This is a genomic window from Frankia sp. BMG5.60 (assembly GCF_059428125.1).
This window is the reverse complement of record NZ_CM182091.1, coordinates 5,851,561-5,867,975: the sequence shown is the minus strand read 5'-3', so window position 1 is coordinate 5,867,975 and position 16,415 is coordinate 5,851,561. Positions and strand designations below refer to the sequence as shown.

Here is a 16,415-nt window from a genome sequence, read left to right as displayed (position 1 = left end):
CGTGGCCCGGCGCAGGGGAGCGGCGCCACCTGTCTCTTCCACAGGGATAAATCGGACGCCGAGCCCTGTGGAAGAGCCACGGAGGCGCTCTCCCACGCATCCCCCGCCGGACCGGACGCGCGGTTCAGACGAGCCTGAGCTGCTGGCCCATCGATGGGCGGCGGGCCTGCGGGCGCGTGCTCGCGGGCTCGCCCGTCGACAGCAGGGCCGGGCTGATGTCGGCGAGGAACGGCGAGGGCCGGGTCTCGGCATCCGCGCCGGCCCGGCGGCGCGCCGCGGAGGTCAGGATCAGCCGGTGGCGCGCCCGGGTGACGCCCACGAAGAACAGCCGCCGTTCCTCGGCCTCGGCAAGCAGCGCCGCCGCGGCCGGGCCGGCCTGGCCGCCCGGCGCCTGCTCCCCCGCCGTTTGCTCCCCCGCCGCCTGCCCGCCTTCAGTCGCACGGGCACGGCCGGCGGGCCCGAAGCGCATCGGCAGCAGCCCGTCCTCGCAGCCGACGATGAAGACCAGACCGAACTCCAGGCCCTTGCTCGCGTGCAGGGTGAGCAGGCTGACGCGGTCCGCCCGCGGGTCGAGGCCGTCGACCTCGCTGGCCATCGTGACCGACGTGAGGAAGCCGTCCAGGTCGGTCCCGGCGGCGGCCGCGGCGGGCGAGAGCAGCTCCACGGCCAGCCGCAGCTCGGCCTCGGTCGGCACCCGTCCGCCGGGGAAGCCCGCGAACCCCGCCGGCAGCGACGCCCCCAGTTCGGTGCCGAGCGCAGCCGCCAGGTCGACCGCCTGCGCCCCCGCGTCACGCAGCAGCCCGGACACCGCACGCTCACCCACGGCACCGGCCGCACCGGCCGCACCGGCCGCACTCGCCGCAGTCACCGCACCGGCCGGGCGCAACAGGGCCAGCAGGGCGGCGACGGCCGGGGCGTCGGCCAGCGGCAGGTGCGAACGGCGTTGGAAGGGGAATCCCCGCTTCGCCAGCGCCTCCATGATCGGTTCCGCCTGACGGGCGGTCCGGTAGAGCACCGCGACGTCCGCGAACGACAGGTCCGCCTCCACCGAGCCGTCCACCCCGGAGTCGAGTGCGTGGAAGGACGTCCCGCCGAGTGCGGCGTCGATGGTGTCGACGACCGCGATGGCCTCCTCTGCCTCGCTGCGGTAGCGCCGCAGCAGCACCGGGCCGTCCCCCTCGGCGCCCCGCACCGCGGTCAGCGCCCGGCCCGGCACCAGGCTCGCCGGAGCGATCACGTCGAGGGCCGCCCGCACGATCGTGCGCGTCGACCGGTAGCCGCGGGTGAGCGCGACCGTGCGCGCGTTCGGGTAGTCCTGTTCGAACCGCAGGAAGAAGCCGACGTCGGCGCCGCGGAAGCTGTAGATCGCCTGGTCCGGGTCGCCGATCACGCACAGGTTCGCCGCCGGCGGGCACAGCAGCCCCAGCAGCCGGTACTGCAGCTCGTCGGTGTCCTGGTACTCGTCGACCCAGACGTGGCGCCAGCGGTCGCGGTAGTGCTCGACCAGCTCCGGTGCCGAGCGCAGCAGAGTCAGCGGCAGCGCGATGAGGTCGTCGAGGTCGACCATGTCCCGTTCCCGCAGCTCGGCGTCGTAGCGGGCGAGGACGCCGACCAGGTCATGGTCGCGCTGGGCCTGGCCGAGCGCCCGCAGCCGCTTGAGCTCGGCGAGCCCGGCCGACACCCGGCGCCGGGCGCGGGAGTCGCCCTCGCCGTGCAGCGCGGCGTCGAGCAGCTCCGCCCGCACGGCGTCGTCGGCGACCTGGACCTGCGCCCCGCGCGCCAGCCGCTCGTGCTGCTCACGGACGATCGTCAGCCCCAGGCCGTGGAACGTCGTCGCGAGCACCCGGCGGGCTCGTTCGCCCAGCATGGCGTCGAGCCGCTCGGCGAGCTCCCCCGCCGCCCGCCGGGTGAACGTCACGGCCAGGCACTGCTCGGCGGGCACGTCGCGCTCGGCGACCCGGTGGGCGATCGCGTGCACCAGCGTGCGGGTCTTGCCGGTGCCGGGACCGGCGAGGACGAGCAACGGGCCGGCCGGATGCGCCGCCGCCTGCCGCTGGTCCGGGTCCAGCCCGTCGAGCACGGACGGTGCCGCGCCCGCGACCCGACCCCCCGGCTCGGCCACACCCATCGACTCGACCGAACCCGCCGACTCGACCGAACCCATCGGCTCGACGAAACCCATCGGCTCGACGAAACCCATCGGCTCGACCGGACCCGCCGGTTGCGCGGAACCGACCGACTCGACCGCAGGCGTCCCCGCGGCGACGGCCCGGTCAGCCGGTGACCCCTCCCCCCTCGCGGCGAGCGCCTCGTCGAGCGTCGGGCCGCCGTCGGCGACGTCCGTGCCGCCCGCCGCGGCCGCAGCGGCGGCGAGTGCGCTGTGACGGGACCGCTGACCGCGTCCCGCCTGCCGCGGGATCCGGCCGCCGCGCCCGGCCGCGTCCGGCTCGGCAGGGGTGGCGGGGGCGAGGTCGAACAGGGTGCCGCCGTCCCCGGCGAGCTCCTCCGGCTCGAACAGCTTGATGACGCCGTACTCGCCGTCGAAGCCGGCCTGGCGGATCACCTCGCCGCGCCGCAGCCGGGAGATCGCCTCGACCAGTTCGGCCGAGCCCACCTCGGCGATCGCCGACACCGGGACGTCGCCGAGGATGCCGAGCTCCGGGCCGAGTCGGGACACCAGCGAGGTGACCTGGCCCGCGACCGCCTTGCTCTTCGGCCCCACCCCGAGGATCTCCCCGACGACCTCTGGCAGCGGCACCAGCGAGGTGACGTCGGCGGCTGTCGCGGGACGCACGCCGGCCCCGCGGTCGGACAGCGCCTCCACCCGGTTGAGCACGCCCACGGTCAGCAGGCCGCCGCAGGTCGGGCAGCGCCCGCCGACCTCGCGGGTCTGCTCCGGGGTCAGGCACACCCCGCACTTGCGGTGCCCGTCGAGGTGGTACTTGCCCTCCTCGGGGAAGAACTCGACCGTCCCGGCGAACCCGTCCCCGCCGCGCAGCGCCGCCTCGATGGCGAAGTAGTCCAGCTCGCAGGTGAAGGCCGTCGCCTCGCGGCCGAGCATGGGCGGCGAGTGGGCGTCGGAGTTGCTCACCAGGCGGTAGCGGTCGAGGCCGGAGATCCGCCAGAACATCTCCGGGTCGGCGGACAGCCCCGTCTCCAGGGCGAAGATCTCGTCGGCGAGGTCGACGTAGCAGTCCTCGACGGCGTCGAAGCCGGACTTGGAACCCAGCACGGCGAACCACGGCGTCCACACGTGCGCCGGCACGAGGTAGCAGCCCGGCCCGCCGGCCAGGGTGATCTCCAGCAGGTCGCGGGAGTCCAGGCCGAGGATGGGCCGCCCGTCCGCCGCCAGGTTGCCGATGCGGGCGAGCGCCGCGGTGATGGCCGCGGCAGCTTCCCGGGTCGGCGCGTAGAGCAGGTGATGGACCTTGCGGGTCCGATCGCCCCGCTTGTAGATCGTGGAGATCTCGCTGGAGATCATGAAGCGGGTCACCGTCCGGCAGGAGGCCGGCAGCGTGCGCAGCACGTCGCGCTCCAGATCCGGCCGCAGCCGGAACAGGCCGGGCTCGGCCGGAACGAGTTTCTCGGCGAGCTCCTGCGACCACGCGGGGTGGGTGAAGTCTCCGGTGCCGACGACCGCGATGCCCTTGCGCGCCGCCCACCAGGCCAGGTGCTCCAGGTCGCAGTCGCGGCTGCAGGCCCGGGAGTACCGGGAGTGAATGTGCAAATCAGCATAGAACCGTGACCTCACGGATGCGTATGTTGTCGCATCCGTGAGCGGCGATCGGCGGCGGCACGCCGAAGGGGCGGCCCCAGGCGCCGACCGGCCAACGGCAGGCATACACCGAGGCCACGGTCGATCCATGGCCGCCGGCCGCCGACAGGTCGCGGCGTGCCCCGCGCGGACGTGCCACCCGGCCCGCACGCCCGCCGGGGACAACCGTCATTATTCGTCGTGGCGGAGCCCTGATCGCGGCGGCGCGGAGGGGTACGGGAACGGGAGGGACGGCAGATGGCACCCTACGGGCGGCGCCTCCTGGCCGCCGCCGGCGCGAGGCGAGCGCGGCGGGTGATCCGGTGACGGCGCGCCACGCCGACGCCGAGCAGCGGGCGGCGCTCGCCGACCGCTGCCACCGGCTGGTGCGCTTCCTGCACGAGATCGCCGTGGCCCGCTCCGAGCGGGTGCGGACCGTCGAGGAGCATCCGCTCACCGTCTGGCTCGCCGACATCCCGACCGGCGTCGCCCTGTCGGAGCACGCCGGCGCCGGCGAGGTCCTGCTGACCGCCCCCGCCGCCGCCGCGCTGCCCCCGCCCCCGCCGCTCCCGCCGATCCTCGCCGGTCGGATCCGCCTGCCCGACGCGGCCCTGGCCGACCCCGACCGTCCCCCGGTGTGGCCGAGCGCGGGCGCGGACGCTGCGGCCGGTCCCGACCCGGCAAGCCCGGATGACGACCGGCTGGAGGCCGCCTACCGCGACTGGCTGCCCGGCTGGCGGATCTGGGCGACGCGCGCCCACGCCGACGCCGAGCGCCGCGCCCTGCACAACACGCTGCACGCCGTCGCCGCCCGGGTGGCTCAGGAGGGCGACGCGCTGGAGCTGGTGCTGGCCACCGGCCTGCTCACCTGGACGCCACCCGGCGGCCCGCTCATCCGCGAGCATCTGCTGTCCACCCGGGTGAGCTGCGAGATCGACCCGGTCAGCTCGGACATCCGGGTGCGGGTGCCGGCGGGTGGGGCCACCCGGCTGGGCGACGGCCCGCTGCTCGACGGCCTTCCCGGTTTCCGCCGGGAACGGACCAACCACCTGCACGAACGCCTGCAGAACCGGCCGCCGGTCCCGCTCGGCGCGGACGACCCGCGGCTGCTGCGGGACTGGTTGACCCTGGCCCTGGACGTGCCGGTGGACGGCTTCGAGCCGCAGGACACGCCGCCAGCACCACCGCACGGCGCGACCCGCCCCCGTGTGACCTTCGCCCCCGCGCTCGTGCTGCGCGTGCGTGACCAGGCCTCGCTGCTGACCTACTACGAGCGGATGCTGGCGGCGTTGCGCGGCGACGGGCCGCCGCCGCTGGGCCTAGTCCAGCTCGTCGCGACCCTGGACGCCGACGAGCGGCTCGCCTGGCTCGACGCCGAGGGCGCGACGAGCGGCGCCGAGCTCGGCGCCGACCCGCTGCTGCCGCTGCCGGCCAGCCCCGAGCAGGCCCGGGTACTCGAACGACTGCGCCACGACAACGGCGTCGTCGTCGAGGGTCCGCCCGGCACCGGCAAGACCCACACGATCGCGAACCTGATCTCCGCGCTGCTCGCCGAGGGTCAACGAGTCCTCGTCACCAGCCAGAAGGCGCAGGCCCTGCGGGTGCTGCGGGAGAAGCTGCCGCCCGAGCTGCAGCGGCTGTGCGTGTCGCTCACCGACGTCGAGGAGGCGTCCGGCCCCGCCGCCGGGACGAGCCTCGCCGCGGTGGACGTCGGTGCGGTGGACGTTGGTGCGGTGGACGTTGGTGCGGTGGGTGGGGTGGGCTCGCCCGAGCTCGCCGCGAGCGTCAGCGCGCTGGCCGCGGAGAAGGCGGTCCACCATCCCGAGGCGCTCGACCGCCGGATCGAACAGGCCGCGCGGCGGCGGGCCGAGGCGCTGCGCGCCCGCGCCGAGCTCGCCGAGCGGGCCCGTGACGCGCGGGCCGCCGAGCGCGCCGTGCATCCGGAAAGCGAGGTCGGCGCCGCGGGATGGGGCGGGACCCGGGCGAGCATCGCCGCCCGGGTTCGTGACGGTGGCGGGACCCACGGCTGGTTGCCGCTGCCGCTGCCGCCCGCGCGGACCGGCGACGATCGGCCCGCGCCACTGACGGACGCCGAGGCGGTGGAGCTGTACGCCCTGCTGCGCGCCGCCGCCGACGACCCGGCCGCGCCGAACGCCTCCTCCACGAACGCCTCTTCTACGGGCGCCTCCTCCACGGGCGCGGCGGCAGCGGCAGCAGCGGAGGAAGCCGGGCGGACGGCGGACCGGGCGGACGTCCCGATCGGTGCGGTACCGCCGGTCCTGGCCGCGGCGCGCTTCGCCGCGCTGGTGACCGCGGACCGCGCGGCCCGGCAGGCGGCCGAGGCAGCCCGGGCCGGAGTCACCGCCGCCGCCTGCGGCCTCCTGGACGAGATCGCCGCGGCCGGCCCCGGACCGTCGCCGACCGGCCCGCTGCGGGCGGCGGTGACCGCGCTCGTCCGCGCCCTCGACGACCTGACCGCGCACGGCGCCCGCGGACCGGACCGGGACTGGATCCCCGCCGCCCTCGACGATGCCCTCGCCGGGCGGGACCGCCTGCTGTGGGCCAAGGTGAGCGCCGCCGCGCCGCTCGTCGCGGAGGCGGCCCGCCACGTCGACGACCTCGGCCTGCACGCCGTGGTGCTGCCTGCCGCCGGCGGCGCCCGCACCGATCCGGCCCGTGCCGCGGCCGGCGACGAGGGCGAACCCGGCGACGCCGAACCCGGCGATGAGGGCGAACCCGGCGGCGCCGAGCTCGATCCCGCCGCGCTGCTCCCTCGCGCCGAGGCGCTGCGGGCGCATCTGGCCGGCGGCGCCGAGCTCCGGCGTCGCTTCAAGCCGAAGGTCCAGCGGGAGGCCGACGCGCTGCTGCGCCAGGTGACCGTCGACGGGGTCGCGCCGACGACCCCGGAACTGCTCGACATCCTCCTGACCCGCTTGCGGGCGGAGCTCGCCGTCGAGGCGGCCGGTCGCGGCTGGACCCTGGTGGGCCGCCCGCCGCGGCCCGGTGATCCGCTCGAGGTCCGACTGTCCCGGCTGGTCGAGGGGCAGCAGGCCGTCGAGGGAATCGACGCCGTCGTGGCCGCGCGGGACCGGGTCGTGACCCTCGCCCGCGAGGCGGCGCCCGGGCAGCCGGTCACGATCGACTCCGCCGCGGACGGGCGGGATCTGGCCGCGGCGATGGCCGCGATCGAACCGATGGCGGCCGCGGCCGCGGCCGACCGGGCGCTGGCCGACCTCGCCGACGAGTACGACCGGCTCGCCGCCGACCCGGACGCCCCCACCGCACTGGCCGCCGAGCTCGGCGCCGTGGCCGCCGCCGCCCGGACTCGCGACGCCGATGCCTACGCCACCGCCCGCGCCGGGCTCGACGCCGCAGCGGCCCGGGGGCAGGCCGCCGCCCGGCGCGCCGTGCTGCTCCGCCGGCTACGGGCGGCCCATCCCGTGTTGGCGGATCTCCTGACCGCCGCCACGATCGACGGATCCGACCGCGGCCCTGGCGGCGAGCGAGGGCGCGAGGACGGCGGCGGTGATCCGTGGCCGGCCCGGCTGGCGTCGTTCTCGGCCGCCTGGGCCTGGGCCGTCGCGGCAAGCTGGCTGGCCCGAGCCGCCCGTCCCGACATCCCGGCCGGCTCCTCGGGTTCCGCGGGCGCTCCCGGCGGCGGGTCCCACGGCGACGGCGTTCCCGGCAGCGTTCCCGGCGGTGCGACCACGGTGTCGCCCGTCGACCTGGACGCCCAGCTCGACGCGGCCGAGGACGTCCTCGCCGCGGCCACCGCGGAGCTGGCCGGGGCGAAGGCGTGGAAGCACTGCCTGGAACGGATGGGCGCCGAGCAGTCAGCCGCGCTGCGCGCCTACGCCGACACCGTCGCCGCCGGCGGCACGCTGGCCGGTCGGCACGCCGAGCGCTACCGACAGGCCGCCCGAGAGGCGATGGAGATCGCCCAGACGGCGGTTCCGGCCTGGGTGATGCCGATCCGGGAGGTGCTGTCGACCATCCCCGCGGTCCGCGACAGCTTCGACGTCGTCATCGTCGACGAGGGCAGCCAGGCCGGACTCGACAGCCTGTTCCTGCTGTGGCTGGCGCCCCGCGTGATCGTCGTCGGCGACGACCGCCAGTGCACCCCGCCGGTGGACCCGGCGCAGGAGCTCGACCCGGTCCTCGACCGGCTCGACGCCCTGCTGCCGGACGTGCCGGCCTGGCTGCGCGTCGGTCTCACCCCGCGGTCCAGTCTGTTCAGCCTGCTGCGGACCCGCTTCGGCGAGGTGATCCGGTTGCGGGAGCACTTCCGCTGCATGCCCGAGATCATCGAGTGGTCGTCGGCGATGTTCTACCGGGACGCGCCGCTGCTGCCGCTGCGCCAGTTCGGCGCGGACCGGCTGACGCCGCTGGTCGCGCGGTTCGTCCCGCACGGGTTAACCACGGCCACCCCGGCGGGGCCGCGCAACCCGGCCGAGGCCGAGGCGCTCGTCGCGCAGGTCCTGGCCTGCGCCGAGGACCCTCGTTACGCCGGGCTCAGCTTCGGGGTCGTGGTCACCCAGGGCACCGCGCAGGCCGCGCTGATCCGCGACCAGCTCGCCGAGCGGATGTCGGCCGCCGAGCACCTGCGCCGCCGGTTGCGGGTGGGCACGCCGGCCGACTTCCAGGGCGATGAGCGCGACGTCGTGTTCCTGTCGCTGGTCGTCGCGCCGGGCGACCAACCGGTCCCGCTGACCCGGCTGGAGTACCAGCGGCGGTTCAACGTCGCGGCCTCCCGGGCGCGCGACCAGGTCTGGCTGTTCCACTCGGTGTCGCCGGCCGACCTCGACCACCAGGACCTGCGGCACAGCTACCTCAGCTACGTGCTGTCGGCGGCGCGCCCGGCCGCGCCGCTGCCCGGCATGGCGCCGCCGCTCGCCGAGGTCGCCACGGACCGCCCCCATCCGGCCTTCGGTTCGCTGTTCGAGCAGCGGGTGTTCCGCCATCTCGCGGGCCGCGGCTATCTCGTCACGCCCCAGGTGGAGGTCAACGGCCGGCGGGTCGACCTGGTCGTGGCGGGCGGGCGGGCCCGGCTCGCGGTCGAGTGCGACGGCGACGTCGGCCCCGGGCCGGCGGAGATCGCCCGCGAGTTCGACCGTGAACGGGAGCTGCGCCGGGCGGGGTGGCGGTTCTGGCGGGTCCGCCAGTCCGACTTCGAGCTCGACCCCGAGGCGGCGCTGGCCTCGCTGTGGCCGCGGCTGGCCACCGCCGGGATCGCCCCGGTCCCGGCCGAGCGGGCCGGCACCGACGGTCGGGGAACGCCGGGCGGCCCGACCGTCGCCCGCGGGCCCGTCCGCGCCGGCGCGGACGAACTGCTGCACCGTTGGCGCCCGATCGCGCTCTCGGAGTTGGAGGGCCTCGACGACGCGCCGGCGCCAGCCGTGCGACGCGATCCGGCGGGTGCACGGCGCTCACCGGGTACCGGCGCCTCGACCGACTGACTTATCGGCCCGCCGGCTTATCGGCCCGCCGGGCGGCCCCTCCGGTCGGCCGGCCCCGAACGCGTTGACCCTGCCCGGGGGGACCGGAGCGTTCCTGCCTGCTGCGGCCCGGGCCCGCCGGCGGGCTCGGCGGCGGGCCGCTCGCCGCCTACCGGTTGCGCGGGCCCGTCCGCCGCACCGACCGGCTCGGGGCTGTCGTCTGCCACACCGCCCACGCCCGCCACACCGGCCACGCCCGCCACACCGGCCACGCCCGCCACGCCGGCCACGTCATCCACGTCATCCACGCCGGCCACGCCGCCCGCCTCCTCTCCGCCGCCCGCCTCCTCCCCGCCGGCGGCGGCGCCGACGATGCGGGCGAACGGCGGCCGGTGCAACCGGGGCTTCGCCGCCGTCGGCTCCGTGAAGTCCGCCCGGTGGATGCGGCAGAACGCGGTCTGCGCCCCGGGACCGATCCGGCACACCCCGATGTCGGCCGCCGCCGACAGGTAGGCCAGTGCCTCCGCGCGTTCGAGCCCGACCCGGCTCTGCAGGAACAGCACCGCCGAACGGGTCGCGCGGCGGATCGCCTCGGTCAGGTCTGCGTCGAGGCCCACGGTGACCCACACGGAGTCGGTCTCGACGAACGGCTCGCGCAGCGCCCCCAGGGCGGCGCGGGCGGCCGCCTCCCGCAGCGCCGTCAGGCGCAGCGTCGCGCGCAGCGGGCCCTCCAGGGCCGTCGCACCGATCTTCCCGTCACCGACAGCATAATGGGGGTCACCGACGGCGAACAGCGCGCCGGCGACCTGGACGGGCAGGTAGAGCCGGGCGCCGGTGCCGAGATCGCGGCAGTCCAGGGCGCCGCCGTGCAGGCCGACCGAGGTGGAGGGAATGACCTCGGTGGTACTGTCCACGGCGACCGCCATGACGCCCAGGAACGGGGCCAGCGGGAAGCGGGCTCGTCCGCCGCTCGTGCTGGTCAGCGAGCCGAAGAGGCGACCGCGGCGGCGTTCGACGGCGCAGAAGGTGGTGACGGTGCGAAAGCGCTGCCAGTGCCGCGCGTCGGCGTCCGGCTCGGGCGGGCTGCCCTCCGGAAACTCCCCGGCGAGCAGGCCGGCGCCGTGGCGGGACGAGACGATCCCGTACCGGGCCCGCGGGTGCAGCGACACGACGTCGACGCGCAGCATGTCACCGGGCTGGGCGCCGCGGACGAGCACCGGCCCGGTCACGATGTGCGGGGCGTCCACACCGAACCGGTGCGGCAGGCCGGAGGCGGCGATGGCCCGGGCGTCGGCGAGAACCTCCGAAGGCGGCACGCCGAGGTCGGCGAGGAACGCGTCGGGGTCACGGCCCTGATCGCCGAGGATACCCTCCGGGCTGACCGTGTCGAAGGTGACCGCGGCACCGGAGTCGACGCTGAGCACGGGCCTGGTCAGTGCGTTGGGCAGCTCGCCCCATGTGACGGTCTCGGGGGTGGAGGGCAGGTAGTGCTTTCCCTCGATCTTGCCCCGGCCTGGCTGCAGCGCCACAGGCGGGCCTACCAGGCCCGATGCCGGCTGGGCGGGCTCCCGCCGTGACGAGCCGCCTGGGCGCGCGGGCGACCGGCCCCCGGGGTCTCGGTGGGCCGGACGCGACATGCGGAACGACAGGACTGGTCATGCACGCGCGTCAGATTTTCAGTGGGATATGACGAAAAGGTGACGCGGATGTTGCGATCACGGTCATTCCGCCGGAAGGGGGGTGCTGGGCCGGTGAACGGGGGGTCCATGGGCGCGCGGAGGCGGTCGGGCAGGCGGCACCGGCGCTTCGGTGCCACCCTCCGCGGCGCCCCGTCATTCCACGGCGGCCGGTCGTTCCACGGCGCCCGGTCGTTCCGCAGCGCCGGAGCACCGTGACCGCGACGCTGCGGGATCTCGGCGAGTTCGAGCTGATCCGCGCGATCACCGCCCGTTTCGCCCGCGGCCGGGACGTCCTCGTCGGCCCGGGCGACGACGCCGCGGTGCTGGCCGCGCCGGACGCCCGGGTGGTCGTCACCACCGACCTGCTGCTGGAGGGCCGCCACTTCCGGCGGGACTGGTCGTCGGGCGTGGACGTCGGGCACAAGGCCGCGGCGCAGAACCTCGCGGACGTGGCGGCGATGGGCGCCCGACCGACCGGGCTGTTCGTCGGCTTCGCCGCGCCCGGTGACCTCACCGTCGACTGGGCCCTGGCGCTGGCCGACGGGCTCGCCGCCGAGTGCGCCCGGGCCGGGGCCAGCGTCGCCGGCGGCGACATCAGCTCCGCCGACTCCATCATGCTGGGGGTGACCGCTCTCGGCGATCTCGAGGGCCGGGCACCGGTGCTGCGCTCGGGGGCCCGGCCGGGCGACGTGGTCGTGCTCGCCGGCTCCGTCGGCCGGGCCGAGGCGGGCCTGGCCCTGCTCACCGCGGGCCTGGGCCACGGCGCGGACACCGGCCGGGCGGGGCTGGTCACGGCGCACCGGCGACCCAGGCCGCCCTACCCGCTCGGCCCGGCGCTCGCCGCGGCGGGCGCGCACGCGATGTGCGACGTCTCGGACGGCCTGGTCCAGGACCTCGGCCACATCGCCGCCGCCTCGGGGGTGCGGATCGATCTCGACCTGGCCGACCTGACCGCCCTGGCCGGCAGCGCGCCGCTGCGTTCGGCCGCCGCCGAGCTGGGGGCGGACCCGCTGGACTGGGTGCTCACCGGCGGCGAGGACCACGCGCTCGTCGCCTGCCTGCCCCCGTCCGCGGCCATCCCCGAGGGCTGTGCACGGATCGGGCTGGTGCTGCCTGGAACCGGCGTGACCCTGGCCGGGCGGCCGACCGCCGGCCGAGGGGGTTGGAATCACTTCAGGTGACCGGGGGCTCGGCGACGTAACCGTCCGGCCGGCCACCGCACCTCGGCGGGCGGTCTCGCCGGGCGGCGCGAGATCCACCGAGATCCACCGAGTGCAGGTGAACAGGTCCGAACAGCAGAAATCGCCCCGGCGAACCGCCGGGGCGTGCTGCATTATCCGAACCAAGTAGACGCCGGCCCGCCAGGTCGCCTCACGGGCGTAGGTCGCTCGAAGCGACTTTTATTGGGTCCGGGGGCCATGATGCGGGCCGGCGACACTCAGCTTAACGGATGGACCGCCCCGGGTGTTCCCCAAGCGGGAAACCGGACGAACGGCCCGCATCGGGTGGGGACCGCCAACGCCGGGGTGAGTCACCCTCCGCCGCCGGCCAACCACACGAACACCGGCCAGGTTCGCAGCAGGGCGGCATCGACCCGGCACGCACCGTGCCTGTGACCCGACCGGGCAGGCCCGCCCCTGCCCTGGGTGTCCAGAGCGGGTAGCCTGAGCAGACGGTGGCAGAAGGGCCTTTCGGAGGCCGTGAAGTGAGACCGTGGATAGAGGCGAATGGCCCCGTGACAGCACCGACGGTTCCTGCGTCAGGACCTGACTTCGGACCTAATGAATGGCTGGTCTTCGAGATCTACCAGCAGTTTCTCGAAGATCCACAAAGCGTGTCGCCGGAGTGGCAGGAGTTCCTCTCCGACTACCGGCCCACCGCGCCGCCGGTCGGCCCCGGTGCGGATGCGCCCGCCGCGGAGGTGGCACCAAGCGGGATCTCACCCGACGGTGAGGTCGCCCACACGGCGCCGCCTGAGGCGAAGCCTACCCCGCCCGCGGTCCCGGCGTCCGTGCCCACTCCGGCCCCGCCCGCGAAGCCCGCCGCGGCGGCGCCCGCGAAGCCCGCCACGCCCGCACCCTCAGCGCCCGCGAAGCCGGCAGCCGCCAAGCCCGTCGTGGCCGCCAGGCAGCCGGCACCCGCCCCCGCCGGCGCGGAGGGCTCGGCCACCACGCCGCTACGCGGCGCGGCCGCCCGCGTGGTCAGCAACATGGAGACGTCGCTGCACGTCCCGACCGCCACGTCGGTGCGGGCGTTCCCGGCGAAGCTGCTCGCGGACAACCGCATCGTCATCAACCGGCACCTGGCCCGTTCCAGCGGCGGCAAGGTGTCGTTCACGCACATCATCGGCTACGCGATGGTCAAGGCGCTGGCCAACCACCCCGCCATGAACGCCTCCTACGCCGAGGTCGGCGGCAAGCCGGCGCTCGTCCAGCCGGAGCACGTCAACCTCGGTCTGGCCATCGACCTGGTGACCCCGAAGGGCCGCCAGCTCGTCGTCGCCGCGGTGAAGAAGGCCGACACGCTGGACTTCAACCAGTTCTGGGCGGCCTACGAGGACCTGGTCCGCCGCGCTCGGGCGAACAAGCTGACCACCGACGACTTCACCGGCGTCACCATCAGCCTGACCAATCCCGGCGGCATCGGCACGGTGCACTCGGTGCCCCGGCTGATGGAGGGCCAGGGAACGATCATCGGCGTCGGCGCGATGGAGTATCCGGCCGAGTTCTCCGGCGCCGCGGCCAACACGCTGGCCAGGCTCGCGATCTCCAAGACGATCACGCTGACCAGCACGTACGACCACCGCATCATCCAGGGCGCCCAGTCCGGCGAGTACCTGCGCCGGATGCACCAGCTCCTGCTGGGCGAGGACGGCTTCTACGACGAGATCTTCCAGTCGCTGCGGGTGCCGTACGAGCCCATCCGCTGGGTCGCGGACAAGCCCGTGGTGCACGAGGGCGACCTCGACCACAACGCCCGGGTGCTGGAGCTGATCCACGCCTACCGGGTGCGCGGTCACCTGATGGCCGACACCAACCCGCTCGAGTTCGCGATCCGCAGCCACCCCGACCTGGACATCATCAGCCACGGGCTGACGCTGTGGGACCTCGACCGGGAGTTCGCCGTCGGCGGGTTCGCGAGCCAGCGCACGATGTCGCTGCGCGACGTGCTCGGCGTCCTGCGCGACTCGTACTGCCGCCGGGTCGGCATCGAGTACATGCACATCCAGGAGCCCGACGAGCGCGCCTGGATCCAGGCCCGGGTCGAACGGAGCGCGGAGCGCCCGGACCCGGCCGAGCAGCTGCACGTGCTGGAGCGCCTCGGCGCCGCGGAGGCGTTCGAGTCCTTCCTGCAGACGAAGTACGTCGGCCAGCGCCGCTTCTCGCTGGAGGGCGCCGAGTCGACGATCCCGACGCTCGACGAGGTGCTGGAGCGCTCCGCCGACGCCGGCATCGACGAGGTCGTCATCGGCATGGCCCACCGCGGCCGGCTGAACGTGCTCGCCAACATCGTCGGCAAGTCCTACCGGCAGATCTTCGCCGAGTTCGAGGGTCACCTCGACCCGCAGACGGCGCACGGCTCCGGCGACGTGAAGTACCACCTGGGCGCGGAGGGCGTGTACACCGGCCGCGAGGGGCGCAAGGTGCCCGTCTCGGTCGTGGCGAACCCGTCGCACCTGGAGGCCGTCGACCCGGTCACCGAGGGCGTCGTCCGGGCCAAGCAGGACATCCTGGACAAGGGCACGGCCGGCTTCACCGTCCTGCCGATCCTCGTCCACGGCGACGCCGCGTTCGCCGGGCAGGGCGTCGTCGCCGAGACCCTGAACCTCTCCCAGTTGCGCGGCTACCGCACCGGCGGCACGATCCACCTGGTCATCAACAACCAGGTCGGATTCACCACCTCGCCGGAGTCGAGCCGGTCCTCGGTGTACGCCACCGACGTCGCGCGGATGGTGCAGGCCCCGATCTTCCACGTCAACGGGGACGACCCGGAGGCGTGCGTGCGGGTGGCGGCGCTGGCCTTCGAGTACCGCCAGGCGTTCAACAAGGACGTCGTCATCGACCTGCTCTGCTACCGCCGGCGCGGCCACAACGAGATGGACGAGCCGTCGTTCACCCAGCCGCTGATGTACGACACCATCGCCAGCAAGCGCTCGGTGCGCAAGCTCTACACCGAGGCGCTGATCGGCCGCGGGGACATCACCCGCGACGAGGCCGAGCAGGCGATGAAGTCCTACCGCGCCGAGCTGGAGAAGGCGTTCGCGCAGACCCGGGACACCACCCCGTCGGGCACCGCGCCGCAGCCGCGGATCGTCACCACCCCGGAGGAGGCGGCCGCCGCCGCCGCGGTCAGCACCGCGGTCTCCGCCGAGGCCGTGAAGAAGGTCGTCGAGACGCAGGTCAACCTGCCCGACGGCTTCACCGTCCACCCGCGGCTGCGCCCCCAGATCGAGCGGCGCACCCAGATGATCGAGACCGACGCGATCGACTGGGCGCTCGCCGAGACCCTGGCGTTCGGCACGCTCATCCTCGACGGCCGGTCGGTCCGCCTGACCGGGCAGGACAGTCGCCGCGGCACCTTCGGCCAGCGCCACGCCGTGCTGGTCGACCGGCACAGCGCCGAGGATCACACTCCGCTGCGGACACTGCGGTACGGCGTCGACGGGACCGAGAACAACGACGGCGTCGGCACCTTCTACGTCTACGACTCGCTGCTCAGCGAGTTCGCGGCGATGGGGTTCGAGTACGGCTACGCGGTCGCCCGGCCGGACATGCTGGTGCTCTGGGAGGCCCAGTTCGGCGACTTCGCCAACGGCGCCCAGTCGATCATCGACGAGTTCATCAGCGCGGGCGAGGCGAAGTGGGGCCAGCGTTCGGCGCTGGCGCTGCTGCTCCCGCACGGCTACGAGGGCCAGGGGCCGGACCACTCCTCCGCCCGCATCGAGCGGTTCCTGTCGCTGTGCGCGGACAACAACATGACGGTCTCGGCGCCGTCCTCCCCCGCCAGCTACTTCCACCTGCTGCGCCGGCAGACCCTCTCGCCGGTCCGGCGACCGCTGGTCGTCTTCACGCCCAAGTCGATGCTCCGGCTGAAGGCTGCCACCTCGACGGTGGCGGAGCTGACCGAGGGTAGCTGGCAGCCGGTGATCCCCGACGACTTCGTCACCGACCCGTCGACGGTCCGCCGGGTGCTGCTGTCGGCCGGCAAGGTCTACTACGACCTGGCCGCCGCCCGGGGCAGGCACGACGACGCCGAGCGGTTCGCGCTGCTGCGGGTCGAACAGCTCTACCCGACGCCCGGGCCGGAGCTGGCGAAGGCGCTCGAGCGCTACCCGAACCTCACCGACGTCGTCTGGGTGCAGGAGGAGCCGGCGAACCAGGGCGCCTACCCGCACATGGCGCTCAACCTCGGCGAGTTCCTGCCCGGCGGGATCCGCCTGCGCCGGATCTCCCGGCGGGCGGCGGCGGCCCCGGCGTCGGGTTCGTCGCGGGTGCACGAGCGCGAGCAGCAGGCCCTCGTCGAGGCCGCGTTCGAGGACTGAGCGAC

The 16,415-nt window shown here is 75.1% G+C and carries 5 protein-coding genes; 3 read left to right on the top strand and 2 right to left on the bottom strand.

Annotation, left to right across the window (positions count from 1 at the left end; all coding sequences use genetic code 11):
- Window positions 1-124: 124 nt before the first annotated feature.
- On the bottom strand, window positions 125-3,751 hold the full coding sequence (locus AC5R91_RS24045; RefSeq protein ID WP_495393578.1) for a UvrD-helicase domain-containing protein: 3,627 nt from the start codon (window positions 3,749-3,751) through the stop codon (window positions 125-127).
- A gap of 326 nt (window positions 3,752-4,077) precedes the next feature.
- Here AC5R91_RS24045 and AC5R91_RS24040 point away from each other — a divergent pair, with 326 nt between their 5' ends.
- A complete protein-coding gene (locus AC5R91_RS24040) occupies window positions 4,078-9,210 on the top strand; it encodes a PDDEXK-like endonuclease domain-containing protein (RefSeq protein ID WP_495393577.1) in 5,133 nt (1,710 codons plus the stop codon).
- A 17-nt stretch (window positions 9,211-9,227) separates the two neighbouring features.
- Here the strand turns inward: AC5R91_RS24040 and AC5R91_RS24035 are convergent, their stop codons facing one another.
- Window positions 9,228-10,718: an acetamidase/formamidase family protein gene (locus AC5R91_RS24035; protein WP_495393576.1), complete on the bottom strand. Its 1,491-nt coding sequence runs from the start codon at window positions 10,716-10,718 to the stop codon at window positions 9,228-9,230.
- Between the two features lie 362 nt (window positions 10,719-11,080).
- Between AC5R91_RS24035 and AC5R91_RS24030 the strand changes: the two genes are divergently transcribed.
- Complete coding sequence (locus AC5R91_RS24030; protein WP_495393575.1) at window positions 11,081-12,049, top strand: thiamine-phosphate kinase; 969 nt, start codon at window positions 11,081-11,083, stop codon at window positions 12,047-12,049.
- 554 nt (window positions 12,050-12,603) lie between these two features.
- Window positions 12,604-16,410 carry a multifunctional oxoglutarate decarboxylase/oxoglutarate dehydrogenase thiamine pyrophosphate-binding subunit/dihydrolipoyllysine-residue succinyltransferase subunit gene (locus AC5R91_RS24025; RefSeq protein WP_495393574.1) on the top strand — a complete coding sequence of 1,269 codons (3,807 nt, stop codon included), beginning with the start codon at window positions 12,604-12,606 and terminating at the stop codon, window positions 16,408-16,410.
- Window positions 16,411-16,415: the final 5 nt, after the last annotated feature.